A 14,185-nucleotide genomic window follows, 5' to 3' on the forward strand; every position below is an offset into this window, starting at 1 on the left:
TACTCTTTCTGAAAAATGAATAATATTAACCATACCATTCACGAATAGAGAAAATTATGGATCTGACGCAGCTGGAAATGTTTAATGCCGTCGCGGAGACTGGCAGTATTACGCAGGCCGCTGCGAAGGTTCATCGCGTGCCATCTAATCTCACCACCCGTATACGTCAGCTTGAAGCCGACCTGGGCGTTGATCTGTTTATTCGTGAAAACCAGCGTCTGCGGCTTTCCCCATCCGGGCACAACTTTTTGCGCTACAGCCAGCGGATCCTAGCGCTGGTTGAGGAAGCCAGGATGGTCGTCGCCGGGGATGAGCCGCAAGGACTCTTCTCTCTCGGCTCGCTTGAAAGTACAGCAGCAGTACGCATCCCCGCAACGCTGGCTGAATATAACCAGCGTTACCCCAAAATTCAGTTCGCGTTAGCGACGGGTCCTTCAGGCACAATGCTGGACGGCGTGCTCGACGGTACATTGAACGCTGCCTTTGTCGATGGCCCTATTACCCATCCAGGCCTTGAAGGAATGCCGGTCTACCGTGAAGAGATGATGATTGTCACTCCTAACGGTCATCCCCCCATTCAGCGGGCCAGCGACGTCAACGGTTGCAGTATTTACGCCTTTCGCGCCAACTGTTCCTATCGCCGCCATTTTGAAAGCTGGTTTCATGCCGATCGCGCCATGCCCGGCACCATTCACGAAATGGAGTCATATCACGGTATGCTGGCCTGCGTCATTGCCGGAGCGGGTATCGCACTGATCCCGCGTTCGATGCTGGAGAGCATGCCAGGGCATCATCAGGTCAACGCCTGGCCGCTAAGCGAGAACTGGCGCTGGCTGAATACATGGCTGGTCTGGCGCAGAGGCGCAATGACGCGGCAACTGGAAGCGTTTATAGAGGTGTTGAACCCTCAGTTATCACAGAGCCCGGAGTAGCTGGCTATCCTCAAAGAACATGAATAACTGTATATCCGGGTGAAGTCATACGCCCGGAATTTCATTATTATTGAAATACTTAAAAATATGAGGAATGTTCGGCAGCAAATTGTAGCGCCCTGCCAATGAAATGAGATCCGCATCACAAAATGATTGTATTTTCGCCAGCAAACGTTTTAAGATCGTGGCCTTACCTTTTCGCAGCTAATCCTCTTATTTGATATGACAACAGACACTGTTTCCCGCAAGGTCGCGTGGCTACGGGTAGTTACGCTTGCCATTGCCGGTTTTATTTTCAATACCACAGAGTTTGTCCCTGTCGGTTTGCTTTCCGACATCGCACAAAGCTTCAATATGCAGACCGCTCAGGTCGGGATCATGCTGACGATCTACGCCTGGGTTGTTGCCTTGATGTCGCTCCCCTTCATGTTACTTACCAGTCAGGTGGAGCGCCGAAAACTTCTGATCTGTCTGTTTGTTGTGTTTATCGCCAGCCATGTGCTCTCTTTCCTGGCATGGAATTTTACCGTGTTGGTAATTAGCCGTATTGGTATTGCCTTTGCGCACGCTATTTTCTGGTCGATCACCGCATCGCTGGCAATTCGCCTGGCTCCTGCCGGGAAACGTGCACAGGCTCTCAGCCTGATTGCCACTGGCACTGCGCTGGCGATGGTATTGGGGCTGCCCATCGGGCGTATCGTCGGTCAGTATTTTGGCTGGCGCACGACCTTCTTCGCCATCGGTATGGGGGCGTTAGTTACCCTGCTTTGCCTGATTAAGCTCCTGCCCAAACTACCCAGTGAGCACTCCGGCTCTTTAAAAAGCCTGCCCGTGTTATTCCATCGCCCGGCATTGATGAGTCTGTATCTACTGACGGTGATTGTGGTCACCGCGCATTATACGGCCTACAGCTATATCGAGCCGTTCGTGCAGACCGTCGCGGGCCTGAGCGCAAATTTTGCTACTGTCTTATTGCTGGTTCTGGGTGGTGCGGGAATTGTCGGTAGCGTCATTTTCGGTAAGCTGGGTAATCTGCATGCGTCCGTACTGATTAGCAGTGCCATTGCCCTGTTGACGATATGCCTGGTACTGTTACTTCCCGCCGCTGACAGCGAAATGCACCTTGCCATCCTGAGTATTTTCTGGGGCGTCGCCATCATGCTGATAGGCCTGGGTATGCAGGTGAAAGTGCTGGCACTTGCTCCGGATGCGACTGACGTCGCAATGGCGCTGTTCTCCGGAATCTTTAATATCGGTATTGGCGCTGGCGCACTGGTAGGTAATCAGGTGAGTTTGCACTGGTCGATGTCTACGATTGGTTACGTCGGCGCAGTGCCTGCCGTTGCCGCGTTGATATGGTCGGTGATTATCTTTCGTAAATGGCCGGTATCACTGGAAGAACAGCCTCAGCATTCATAAAAAATATGCCCGGTAAATATTACCGGGCATAGTGTTTTAAGCGTAGGTTTTGATAATCTCCAGCACGCCGTTAATAATAAACTGCACGCCCATACACACCAGCAGGAAGCCCATCAAACGAGAAATCGCTTCGATACCACCTTTACCGACCAGCCGCATGATCCCCCCGGAACTGCGCAAACAGCCCCACAGGATAATCCCGACAACCGCAAAAATAATCGGCGGCGCGATCATTATCACCCAGTCCGGAAATTCGGAGCCATGACGCACGGTTGACGCGGAGCTGATGATCATCGCAATCGTCCCCGGACCGGCAGTGCTTGGCATAGCCAGCGGTACAAAAGCGATATTGGCCGTCGGTTCGTCTTCAAGCTCTTCAGACTTGCTTCTCGCTTCCGGAGAATCATGCGCCTTCTGCTGTGGAAACAGCATCCGGAAGCCGATAAACGCAACGATTAACCCACCCGCAATACGTAACCCGGGAATCGAAATCCCGAACGTATTCATTACCACCTGCCCGGCGTAGTACGCCACCATCATAATGGCAAATACATAGACAGATGCCATGAGTGACTGACGGTTACGCTCTGCGCTGTTCATATTGCCGGCTAGGCCAAGGAACAACGCCACGGTGGTTAACGGGTTTGCCAACGGTAACAGGACTACCAGCCCCAGTCCTATTGCTTTAAACAAGTCCATCATAATGTCATCTTTCCTGTGCGTTAATCGTCAGCGGCAAGTATACGGTGAAATCCGCGAGATAAGCCATTTTCGTGATGTAAGGATTCATTTTTCATCCGCACGTATAAACCATAATTATCAAACCGTTAAAATTCCACTTGCCAGGTATTGAGTCTGATGATTTAGCAAAACGTGGCATTTGCGGATCCATTCGTTTGACTTATATTTGCCTAAGCAATAATATCAGCCGTGACTAACTACTTGCCAGGGCAACCATTGTGAAAAACACCAGTGATCTGTTTAACGAAATCATCCCACTGGGTCGTTTGATCTATATGGTTAATCAGAAAAAAGATCGTTTGCTAAACGACTATCTGTCACCGCTGGATATCACGGCATCGCAGTTCAAGGTGCTCTGCTCCATCCGTTGCGCGGTGTGCATCACCCCTGTCGAATTGAAAAAAGTGCTGTCTGTCGACCTTGGCGCCCTGACGCGGATGCTGGACAGACTGGCCTGTAAAGGCTGGATAGAAAGGCTTCCGAATCCACATGATAAGCGTGGCGTGCTGGTGAAACTCACCGATCATGGCGCAGCAATTTGCGAGCAGTGTCATCAATTAGTAGGGCAAGACCTGCACCAGGAACTAACAAAAAACTTAACGGCGGATGAAGTAGCCACACTTGAGCACTTGCTTAAGAGAATCCTGCCGTAAACAGAAAGAGGTATGACGATGTCCAGACGCAATACTGACACAATCACTATTCATAGCATTTTGGACTGGATCGAAAATAACCTTGAATCGCCGCTCTCACTGGAAAAAGTGTCTGAGCGTTCAGGTTACTCCAAATGGCACCTGCAACGGATGTTTAAAAAAGAAACCGGTCATTCACTGGGTCAATACATTCGCAGCCGTAAAATGACTGAAATAGCGCAAAAATTAAAAGAGAGTAACGAGCCCATTCTTTATCTGGCAGAGCGTTACGGTTTTGAGTCTCAGCAGACGCTGACCCGGACATTCAAAAATTATTTTGATGTTCCGCCGCACAAATACCGTATGACGAATATGCATGGCGAATCGCGCTATTTGCTTCCACTCAATCAATGTAATTGCTAATCGCCAGTTAACGACGTAACCGAGGAAATCATGAAACTTCTGTCTTATGCGATGCTGGCCCTGCTGTTTGTTGTTTCGGGTCAGAGCATGGCGGAACAGACCGCGCAACCTGCCACACAGAACAGTCGCGACGCGATGATTATGCCCCCTGCGCACGATCAGTCCCCGTTCGATTTTAATCATATGGGTGCAGGCAGCGACAAGTCCGACGAATTAGGTGTGCCTTATTACAATCTGCGCAACCTGTAATTATATTGCCCCGCAACCGCGGGGCTTTTTTTAGCCCCTCACCGACGCAATTTTACGCAACCGAAAACCAAACACATTGATATACAGCCCAGCCATGATCAGTAGCGCGCCAAGTAGCTGTAATCCGCTAAGCGTTTCGTCCAGCAGTACGGCCGCACTCGCCAGACCGACAACCGGCACCAACAGCGATAGCGGCGCTACCCGCCAGGTCTCATAGCGTCCGAGTAACGAACCCCAGATGCCATAACCCACAATGGTCGCCACAAACGCCAGATACACCAGTGACAGAATGGTCGTCAAATCTATCGCCACCAGACTTTGGGTAATTTGCGCTGGACCATCGAGAAGTAATGAGGCCAGGAAGAACGGAACAATGGGGATTAACGCGCTCCATACCACCAACGACATAACGGCCGGACGCGATGTATGCTGCATGATTTTTTTGTTAAAAATATTGCCGCAGGCCCAGCTTAGCGCCGCCGCCAGCGTCAGCATAAAACCGAGCATGCCAACATGCTGACCGTTCAGACTGGCTTCAATCAGTACCAGCACACCAAATACCGCCAGCGCAATTCCTACCAGCTGTTTACCCTGCAGACGTTCGCCAAAGGCGAATGCCCCCAGAATGATGGTGAAAAACGCCTGAGCCTGTAATACCAGAGAAGCTAACCCGGCAGGCATACCAAATTTGATGGCGCTGAAGAGAAACGCGAACTGTCCAAAACTAATTGTCAGGCCGTAGCCGAGTAAAAGCGAAAGCGGAATTTTCGGGCGGGCAACAAAAAAAATCGCCGGGAACGCCACCAACAAAAAGCGTAACCCTGCCAACATCAACGGCGGCATATTGTGCAAACCCACTTTAATGACAACAAAGTTCAGTCCCCAAACCACAACGACCAGTAACGCCAATAACCCGTCTTTACGCGACATACCACCGCCCCTGCAAATATTAAATTTTTGTAAACAAGTTAAAGTAACGGAAATCGTTGTACCGTAACAGATCATTAATTCAGGTAGGCCACACAGGGCATTTTCGGACAACTTATTGGGTGTACATCACACTTTTAGCATGCTATTTGTTTCTGATATCTAAAAAAAACATAACAACATGCATTGTCGGGCAGGAAAATGAATATCTCTCTGAGAAGGTCCACTCTCGCGTTACTTGCGTCATCTTTGTTATTAACCATTGGTCGTGGCGCCACGCTGCCATTTATGACGATTTACCTCAGTCGACAGTATCAACTGAGCGTCGACCTGATCGGTTATGCGATGACGGTTGCACTGACCATAGGCGTCGTCTTCAGCCTTGGCTTTGGTATTCTGGCCGACAAGTTCGATAAAAAACGCTATATGTTGCTGGCTATCTGCGGCTTTGCCTCCGGCTTTATTGCTATTCCGCTGGTGCATAACGTCGTGATAGTGGTTTTGCTCTTTGCCCTGATCAACTGCGCCTACTCCGTCTTCGCCACGGTGCTGAAAGCCTGGTTTGCCGATAACTTGTCTGCGACCAACAAAACGAAAATTTTCTCACTTAACTATACCGTGCTGAACATCGGCTGGACCGTTGGTCCGCCGCTGGGCACGCTGCTGGTTATGCAAAGCATTAACCTGCCGTTCTGGCTGGCTGCCGCCTGTTCTGCGCTACCTCTGGTGTTTATCCAGACGTGGGTAAAACGTTCACCAGCAACCGCAGAAGGTGTAAATGCCGCTGTTTGGTCCCCTTCAGTACTGCTGCGCGACAGAGCATTATTCTGGTTTACGCTGTCAGCATTTTTGGCATCATTCGTTGGCGGCGCCTTTGCATCCTGTATTTCGCAATACGTTATGGTGGTCGCCGATGGCGATTTTGCCGAGAAAGTCGTCGCGGTGGTCCTGCCCGTTAACGCCGCCATCGTAGTATCACTGCAATACGCACTTGGTCGCAGGCTCACCGCCACAAATATCCGCCCGTTAATGACAATGGGTACAGTCTTCTTTGTCGTTGGCCTGGTCGGTTTCGCTTTCTCCGGCAACAGTCTGTTGTTATGGGGAATTTCTGCTGCCTTTTTCACTATCGGCGAAGTCATTTACGCACCGGGTGAATACATGCTTATCGACAACATCGCACCAGCAGGTATGAAAGCCAGCTATTTTTCCGCCCAGTCGTTAGGCTGGCTTGGCGCAGCGGTTAACCCATTAGTCAGCGGCGTCATTTTAACCACATTGCCACCATGGTCGCTGTTTGTGGCGCTGATAGTGGCGATCGTTCTTGCCTGGGCGCTAATGATAAAAGGCATGCGCGCCAAACCCTGGGGCCAGACGGTGGTCTGCTAGTTATTATGTTCGCGACAGAGCCACAGTCGCTCTGTCGCATACCTCAGATAGCAACCAGTCCCCGAACGCCCTCGGCCTCCATATTTTTACCGTCGCCGCTTTGAATAATGCTGCCCCGCGACATCAACAGGTATTTGTCGGCGAGCTGCTCGGCAAAATCATAGAACTGCTCCACCAGCAAAATGGCCATATCGCCGCGATGCGCCAGTTGGGAAATCACCTGACCAATCTCTTTAATCACCGACGGCTGGATCCCCTCGGTAGGCTCATCAAGGATCAACAATTGTGGGCGACTTGCCAGTGCTCGTCCAATCGCCAGTTGCTGCTGCTGTCCGCCGGACAAATCTCCGCCCCGCCGATGCTTCATTTCCTGTAAAACCGGAAAGAGCGCGTAAATATCATCCGGCACATGTCGTGCCTCCGGTGCTGAAAAACGGGAAAGGCCGAGCAGTAGATTCTCTTCTACCGTCAAACGCGGAAAAATATCACGCCCCTGCGGGACATACGCCACACCGGCCCTGACCCGCTGATGCGGCTTCCAGTGAGTGACATTTTTCTCCTGCCAGAGCACGCTTCCGCTGCGGGCCGGAATAAGCCCCATCAGACACTTAAGTAGCGTTGTTTTCCCCACGCCGTTACGCCCCAGCAGACATGTCACCTCACCGATACGCGCTTCAAAGTTCACCCCGCGCAGAATATGACTGCCGCCATAATATTGATTCAGTTCTTTCACCTGCAGCATCTGCACTCCTTAACGCCCGAGATAAACTTCAATAACCTGCTCGTTGGCCTGCACTTCACGAAGGCTCCCCTGAGCCAGGACACGTCCTTGATGTAATACTGTAACGCGATCGGCAATGGTTTCGACAAATCCCATATCGTGCTCAACAACCATCAGAGAGTGCTTACCGGCAAGCTGGCGAAACAGCTCCGCCGTGTATTCCGTTTCCGCATCCGTCATCCCCGCCGCGGGTTCATCCAGTAGCAGTAAATGCGGCTCCTGTACCAGCAGCATGCCAATTTCGAGAAACTGTTTTTGCCCATGCGAAAGCAGACCGGCGCTGCGGGCCCGCTCATTACCCAGCCGCAACAGCGCCAGTACTTCATCAATACGATCCCGCTGTTCGCCTGAGAGTCGTGCCCGTAGAGAACCCCAGACAGATTTATCATTTTTCAGCGCCAGCTCCAGGTTATCTTCCACCGTTAATGCTTCAAATACCGTGGGCTTTTGAAATTTCCGTCCAATCCCCTGACGTGCAATGGCAATGGGATCCAGCGTCGTTAAGTCGGTCGACTGATCGTATATCGCACGACCACTTTGCGGCCTGGTTTTGCCGGTAATGACATCCATTAACGTCGTTTTTCCGGCGCCGTTGGGCCCGATGATGCAACGCAGTTCCCCAACCCCAATATTGAGCGTGAGATCGGTTAGCGCCTGAAAGCCATCGAAGTTAACGTTAATTTTTTCCAGCTGTAGCACCGGATCAGTCTGGTTGCGAAACCGATCCCCCGGCATCTGGCGAGTAAATAGCCCTTCATCTGGCTGCATTATTTGTCTCCCTTGCGAAACAGACCAATTACACCTCGGGGTAAAAACAGCGTAACGCCAATAAAGATCAGGCCAAGAAACAGCTGCCAGTATTCCGGCATGATGACGGTAAACAGGCTTTTCGCGCCATTCACCAACACAGCGCCGAATACCGGGCCGATCAGGGTTCCACGTCCGCCGAGGGCAACCCAAATCGCCGCTTCAATCGAGTTGGTCGGCGACATTTCGCTAGGGTTAATGATCCCCACCTGCGGAACATACAGCGCTCCTGCCAGGCCGCACAGTACAGCGGAAAGCGTCCACACCAGTAACTTGAAACCTTTCGGATCGTAACCACAGAACATCAGACGGTTCTCTGCATCGCGCACGGCAGTCAGAATACGGCCGAACTTACTGTGGGCCAGCGCCTGTCCCAGCCATAATGCCAGCACCAGCAGCATGACCGTCGCCAGAAACAGCGCGATACGGGTTGAGGTGGCGGTTACCGGGAATCCCAGAATGGTGGTAAAGCCGGTAAAACCGTTATTTCCCCCAAAACCCGTTTCGTTGCGAAAAAACAGCAGCATTCCTGCGAAAGTCAGGGCCTGGGTCATGATGGAGAAATAGACCCCTTTGATTTTTGACCGAAAGGCAAACCAACCAAATACCAGTGCCAGCAGGCCAGGAACCAGAACGACCAGCAGTAGCGCCCAGATAAAATGTTGCGTCCCCCACCAAAACCACGGCAGCTCGCTCCACGACAGGAATGACATGAAGGCCGGTAATCCTTCGCCAGAGGCCTGGCGCATCAGGTACATTCCCATCGCATACCCTCCCAGCGCAAAGAAAATACCGTGTCCCAGCGAGAGCATGCCGGCATAGCCCCACACAAGATCCAGCGCGACCGCCACAATGGCATAACAGAGAATTTTCCCGGCCAGCGTTAGCGTCCACACCGATATAGCCAGCGGATGGTCCGCAGGTAACAGTGCAAGAAACGGCAGAATAATCAACGCCAGCAGCAACCCCAGCCCCAGGATGCGCGTCGCGCGTGGCGCTTTACGCGCCAGCGTTAATGTCATTGGCATCGTCATCAGTCAATAACCCTCCCTTTTAGCGCGAACAGCCCCTGCGGACGCTTCTGAATAAACAGAATAATCAGCACCAGAATCATGATTTTGCCTAGAACTGCCCCCACCTGAGGCTCCAGAATTTTATTGAAGATCCCCAGTCCAAACGCCGCGGCCACGCTCCCTGCGAGTTGTCCCACGCCGCCCAGCACCACAACCAGAAACGAATCGATAATGTAGCTTTGCCCCAATTCGGGTCCTACGTTGCCCAACTGCGAGAGCGCTACGCCCCCCAGCCCGGCAATGCCTGAACCAAGGCCAAAGGCCAGCATATCGACTCGTCCGGTAGGTACGCCGCAGCAGGCCGCCATATTGCGATTTTGCGTCACGGCACGTACGCGCAGCCCCAGACGCGTTTTATTCAACAACAGCCAGGTGAAAAACAGCACCAGAATGGCAAAGCCAAGCACCACAATTCGGTTCCACGGTAAAATCAGATTGGCATAAACCTGAATCCCCCCTGAAAGCCATGCCGGATTGGCGACTTCCAGGTTTTGCGCGCCGAAGGACATACGCACCAACTGGATGAGCATCAGGCTGATCCCCCAGGTCGCCAGCAGCGTTTCGAGAGGACGCCCGTATAAATGGCGGATCACCCCGCGCTCAAGCAGCATTCCTACCGCTGCGGTAAGTAAAAAGGCAACCGGCAGCGCAATAACCGGATACCAGGCTAGCCATTGCGGGAAAAACTGGCTCATCAGTTGTTGTACCATCCAGGTACAGTAAGCCCCGAGCATTAACATCTCGCCATGCGCCATATTAATGACGCCGAGTAATCCATAGGTTATAGCCAGACCCAATGCCGCCAGCAGCAAAATTGAGCCCAGCGACAGCCCCATAAAGGCCTGTCCAAGAAGGTCCCCAACCTTCATACGATGCGCGATGGAATTCAGGCTTTCGCCAGCGGCAGCACGCACGCGGGTATCGGGTTCATGTTCAGCCCGGGTGAATGGTTGCAGGCGCGCCTGAGTTTCAGGATCATTTGACGCCCCTAATAGTTCGATTGCCTGACGTCTGACCTCCGGCGAGGAACTGTTCAGCTGCAGATTTGCCAGTGCAATAGCCAGCGCGGATTTCACATCACCATTTGACTCCTGAGCCAGTCGTTGCTGTAAAAACGGCAGCATATCCGGCTGTGCCTCACGCTGTAATGTACGAGCTGCCTCTAACCTTGTCGTGACACTGTCACTTAAAAGCTGATGGACAGCCAACGCTCCTGCCACCAGATTACGCAGGCGGTTAGTCAGGCGAATTTTTTTTAGCTCGCCGTTTGGGGTTGTCGCTGTTCCTAACGGTTGTGCGTGCGAGCCGTTCATGATGAAGGTATTTTTCGCGTTATCAGTCAGCAGATTCTCCTCGCGCAACGCGCTGAGCAGCGGGATGCGCTGAACATCGGGATTCACCGCCCATTGTTCAAGCAAGGCGGCCTGCTGAGTTCGATTTGCGGCTGTAAAAGTATCGGCATCTGATGCCTGCGCTATCCACGGCAAAAACCACGTCAGCAACAACACACCACGAATAAAGCGCATAACTTTCATGAGCATTCTCCAAAGCGTTACCCTCCCGCAGGAGGGCACACGATCAGTTGCTGGCGGTTTTAACAGGCTGTTCAGATTTTTTATCATTACCAGCGATGTACGGGCTCCACGGCTGGGCGCGGACCGGCTCATCGGTTTGCCATACCACGTTAAACTGGCCATTGCCCTCAATCTCGCCAATCATGACGGGTTTATGCAGGTGATGGTTGGTCGCATCCATGGTCAGGGTAAAGCCTGATGGCGCAGCGAAGGATTGCCCCGCCATTGCAGCGCGAACTTTATCCACATCGGTCGTTCCGGCTTTTTCTACCGCCTGCGCCCACATATGGAGGCCAACATACGTAGCTTCCATGGGGTCGTTTGTCACCACCGATTCAGCATTTGGTAATTTGTGCGCTTTGGCATACGCCCGGTAATCCGCGACAAACTTCTTGTTGGCAGCGTTATCGACGGACTCAAAGTAGTTCCAGGCTGCAAGGTTGCCCACCAGCGGTTTGGTATCAATACCGCGTAACTCCTCCTCACCCACGGAGAATGCCACCACAGGAACATCGGTGGCTTTCAGGCCCTGGTTGGCCAACTCTTTATAGAATGGAACGTTAGAATCGCCGTTGATGGTTGATACCACCGCCGTTTTCCCCCCTGCGGCGAATTTTTTAATACTGGCGACAATGGTCTGGTAATCGCTGTGTCCGAATGGGGTGTACACCTCTTCGATGTCTTTATCGGCAACTCCTTTTGAGTGCAAAAAGGCGCGTAAAATTTTGTTGGTCGTGCGTGGATAAACATAATCCGTGCCCAGCAGGAAGAAGCGTTTCGCGCTGCCGCCGTCCTCACTCATCAGATACTCAACTGCCGGGATCGCCTGCTGGTTGGGGGCTGCGCCGGTATAGAAGACGTTAGGCGACATCTCCTCACCTTCATATTGCACTGGGTAAAACAGCAGACCGTTCAATTCTTCAAATACTGGTAGAACCGATTTACGCGAAACCGATGTCCAGCAGCCAAAAACTGCCGCTACCTTATCCTGACTCAGCAACTGCCTTGCTTTTTCAGCAAATAACGGCCAGTTCGAGGCCGGGTCAACCACCACCGGTTCCAGCTTTTTACCCAACACACCGCCCTGAGCATTAATTTCATCGATGGTCATCAACGCCACATCTTTTAGCGGCGTTTCGGATATGGCCATCGTGCCGGATAAAGAATGCATGATGCCAACCTTGATGGTGTCGGCTGCCTGAACGCTAAAACTCACGCCCATTGCTACAACAGAGGCAGAAAGTGCAAAAGCTTTTAAAAATGTACGACGCTGCATAGTTTCACTCCTGAAATTAAACTTGCTGAAAGCTCCGGTGCAGCCGGGCAGACAAAACGGTGCAAATTAAAGGTGTTCAGAAGTGATAAGGCAAAAACGATGCCAGATATTAAAACATCATATAAAATCAACAGATTAGCATCTCGCGCACAAAAATCAGTATTACATTTTCCCGCCAAACGGGTTAAGCAAACGAAAAATTGAACCACCATGAGACAACCCTGCATTATAAACGTGCAACAATCTGTGTCAGCAGCACACTGTCATAGCAGCGTCTCAGGTTTTAAAAACAGGATTATTTGTGCGCAGATAAATGTGTCTCGTCACTATTATTTATTTTATTCGACGTGATCATGTCAAAAATTTACTTTTCAGCCGAAATAATCACACAGTTCAGCCTTTGTTTAAGATTGAATTGCTACTATAGTCATAAGCGAGGTGAACTTAAGGTAAGAGAGGAAACTCACAGATAAAGGAGCATTTACTATGCTGGGTAATATGAATATTTTTATGGCTGTTCTGGGAATTATTTTATTTTCCGGTTTCCTGGCCGCGTATTTTAGCCACAGATGGGATGATTGATGAACGGAGATAGTCCTGCACCGACCCGGCCCCTTGTTGCGTAGCTGCACAAGGGGCCATTTTTTTGCCCAAATCGCGCTCGTGGTACCTTTTTCCTGATTTACAGATAAAAAAAACCGCCGGATAAACCAGCGGTAAATGCTTGCATGGATAGATTTGTGTTTTGTTTTATACGCTATCTGGCAATTCCCTGCGAAGATAACGGATAGTCAGCTAACCTATCATCAACAACCCCAATGAAAGTTAAACGAAACGCAACTACCTCAAAGCGTTTTCGAAAACTCACGCACTGAGGGGATACGAGGTCCCGTCATTGGTGTCCACCAACGCGATCTGCTCATTTTCATCCATAAACATACAGCGATTTCTGCCGGTCTGTTTCCCCTGATACATCGCCCTGTCAGCCCGACCAAGCGCGGTATCCAGCGTTTCACCCGGTTGGACTCGGGTTATGCCTGCCGTCACCGTGATACCGATCTCTCCATCAGCGTAGGGAATTTTTTTCTGCCCAATCAGACGACAAAGTCTCAAACCCGCCTGGCATGCCTGCTCGTCCGTTTTTGTTCTGATGATGATAATGAACTCTTCTCCACCGTAGCGGTACGCCACCTCATCATATCGCGTCCATGACAATAAATTTGATGCCAGAGCCCGCAATACAATGTCACCAACCAAATGGCCGTAGGTATCGTTAACGTATTTAAAACGATCGATATCTAACAACAATATATAGAGATTAAGCGGTTCGGCATCGAGCAACTGCCGATCAAAAGACTCATCGAGCATTCTTCTGCCAGGTAAACCTGTTAATACATCGATATTACTGCGGATATTCAATAAATATATTTTGTAGTCCATTACAGATGAGGTAAATGCCAGCAGCGCGTCCTGGAAACTGTCGAAATGCCATGGATGGCTACGTTTCTCCACTATAGCCAATAGCAACTCCTTGCCTAATAAATGCATCTTTTCGTGGGTGGCATTTATCTTGCTTACGTAACTACAATCATCCTCATTGTACCGCGATTGATTATTAAGCCACTGTCCAAATCGACAAACACAATGCGAATTTTCACCCATAATATCCGGCTGAGTAACATCTAAAGACACCACGCAGCGGAACATTGTCACTAACCATTTGTAGTGGGCATCAATGGACTTGTTCAACTCAATCAAAATTGTATCTATTTCCTTCGTATTTCTCATCATCACGTTCTCCCTCCCTGTTCGAGCGTTTCTGATGGAATTATCTTAACGATAAAAAAGAAAATTTATGTAAATTTTTTAATAGTAATTAATAAGCCGCGATTAACAATAGCATTGCGCTATGCCACTGGTCGCGGCATAGCGAGTATCGCCGGCTCAGTTCATACCTGGCTC

General features: G+C 50.8%; 15 protein-coding genes. 7 read left to right on the forward strand and 8 right to left on the reverse strand.

The window, feature by feature from the left end:
* The first annotated feature begins 56 nt into the window (after window positions 1-56).
* A complete protein-coding gene (locus tag GFB57_RS16370) occupies window positions 57-932 on the forward strand; it encodes a LysR family transcriptional regulator (protein ID WP_003032431.1) in 876 nt (291 codons plus the stop codon).
* A 222-nt stretch (window positions 933-1,154) separates the two neighbouring features.
* Window positions 1,155-2,351 (forward strand): sugar transporter, encoded by a 1,197-nt coding sequence (locus GFB57_RS16375; protein WP_003032430.1) that lies wholly within the window; start codon window positions 1,155-1,157, stop codon window positions 2,349-2,351.
* Window positions 2,352-2,387: 36 nt separating this feature from the next.
* Here the strand turns inward: GFB57_RS16375 and GFB57_RS16380 are convergent, their stop codons facing one another.
* Window positions 2,388-3,053 (reverse strand): MarC family NAAT transporter, encoded by a 666-nt coding sequence (locus GFB57_RS16380; RefSeq protein WP_003032428.1) that lies wholly within the window; start codon window positions 3,051-3,053, stop codon window positions 2,388-2,390.
* 257 nt (window positions 3,054-3,310) lie between these two features.
* Between GFB57_RS16380 and marR the strand changes: the two genes are divergently transcribed.
* From marR to marB, 3 genes are read left to right on the forward strand one after another with little or no spacing between them, the layout of a single operon-like run.
* Complete coding sequence (marR, locus tag GFB57_RS16385; RefSeq protein ID WP_003032426.1) at window positions 3,311-3,745, forward strand: multiple antibiotic resistance transcriptional regulator MarR; 435 nt, start codon at window positions 3,311-3,313, stop codon at window positions 3,743-3,745.
* Between the two features lie 18 nt (window positions 3,746-3,763).
* A complete protein-coding gene (gene marA, locus GFB57_RS16390; protein WP_003032424.1) occupies window positions 3,764-4,147 on the forward strand; it encodes an MDR efflux pump AcrAB transcriptional activator MarA in 384 nt (127 codons plus the stop codon).
* Between the two features lie 30 nt (window positions 4,148-4,177).
* Entirely contained in the window at window positions 4,178-4,396 is a 219-nt protein-coding gene (gene marB / locus GFB57_RS16395; RefSeq protein WP_003032422.1) for a multiple antibiotic resistance protein MarB, read from the forward strand.
* 30 nt (window positions 4,397-4,426) lie between these two features.
* Here marB and eamA read toward each other — a convergent pair whose 3' ends face one another.
* Window positions 4,427-5,326, reverse strand: a complete 900-nt coding sequence (gene eamA / locus GFB57_RS16400) for an O-acetylserine/cysteine exporter (RefSeq protein WP_003032420.1) — start codon at window positions 5,324-5,326, stop codon at window positions 4,427-4,429.
* Window positions 5,327-5,524: 198 nt separating this feature from the next.
* Here eamA and ydeE point away from each other — a divergent pair, with 198 nt between their 5' ends.
* A complete protein-coding gene (gene ydeE, locus GFB57_RS16405) occupies window positions 5,525-6,712 on the forward strand; it encodes an efflux MFS transporter YdeE (RefSeq protein WP_003032418.1) in 1,188 nt (395 codons plus the stop codon).
* A gap of 43 nt (window positions 6,713-6,755) precedes the next feature.
* On the opposite strand, the gene urtE is transcribed toward ydeE, so the two are convergent.
* Genes urtE through urtA form a run of 5 tightly spaced genes read right to left on the reverse strand, consistent with a single transcriptional unit; the run spans window position 6,756 to window position 12,223 of the window.
* A complete protein-coding gene (gene urtE, locus GFB57_RS16410) occupies window positions 6,756-7,454 on the reverse strand; it encodes an urea ABC transporter ATP-binding subunit UrtE (protein ID WP_003032416.1) in 699 nt (232 codons plus the stop codon).
* A gap of 9 nt (window positions 7,455-7,463) precedes the next feature.
* The gene (gene urtD / locus GFB57_RS16415) at window positions 7,464-8,261 is read right to left on the reverse strand and encodes an urea ABC transporter ATP-binding protein UrtD (RefSeq protein WP_003032414.1); all 798 of its coding nucleotides are present in this window, start codon (window positions 8,259-8,261) and stop codon (window positions 7,464-7,466) included.
* Window positions 8,261-9,334 carry an urea ABC transporter permease subunit UrtC gene (urtC, locus tag GFB57_RS16420; RefSeq protein ID WP_003032412.1) on the reverse strand — a complete coding sequence of 358 codons (1,074 nt, stop codon included), beginning with the start codon at window positions 9,332-9,334 and terminating at the stop codon, window positions 8,261-8,263. Before urtC ends, urtD begins: the two co-directional genes overlap by 1 nt.
* The gene (gene urtB / locus GFB57_RS16425) at window positions 9,334-10,908 is read right to left on the reverse strand and encodes an urea ABC transporter permease subunit UrtB (RefSeq protein ID WP_003032410.1); all 1,575 of its coding nucleotides are present in this window, start codon (window positions 10,906-10,908) and stop codon (window positions 9,334-9,336) included. Before urtB ends, urtC begins: the two co-directional genes overlap by 1 nt.
* Before the next feature lie 43 nt (window positions 10,909-10,951).
* Window positions 10,952-12,223: an urea ABC transporter substrate-binding protein gene (gene urtA / locus GFB57_RS16430; protein ID WP_003032408.1), complete on the reverse strand. Its 1,272-nt coding sequence runs from the start codon at window positions 12,221-12,223 to the stop codon at window positions 10,952-10,954.
* Window positions 12,224-12,709: 486 nt separating this feature from the next.
* On the opposite strand from urtA, the gene mgtS reads away from it, so the two are divergent.
* Window positions 12,710-12,805 carry a protein MgtS gene (gene mgtS, locus GFB57_RS16435; protein WP_003032406.1) on the forward strand — a complete coding sequence of 32 codons (96 nt, stop codon included), beginning with the start codon at window positions 12,710-12,712 and terminating at the stop codon, window positions 12,803-12,805.
* Between the two features lie 282 nt (window positions 12,806-13,087).
* Here the strand turns inward: mgtS and GFB57_RS16440 are convergent, their stop codons facing one another.
* The gene (locus tag GFB57_RS16440) at window positions 13,088-14,014 is read right to left on the reverse strand and encodes a diguanylate cyclase (RefSeq protein ID WP_003032404.1); all 927 of its coding nucleotides are present in this window, start codon (window positions 14,012-14,014) and stop codon (window positions 13,088-13,090) included.
* Window positions 14,015-14,185 lie beyond the last annotated feature (171 nt).

The sequence above is a fragment of the Citrobacter sp. S39 genome, from assembly GCF_009495675.1.
Taxonomy (GTDB): Bacteria; Pseudomonadota; Gammaproteobacteria; order Enterobacterales; family Enterobacteriaceae; genus Citrobacter; species Citrobacter freundii.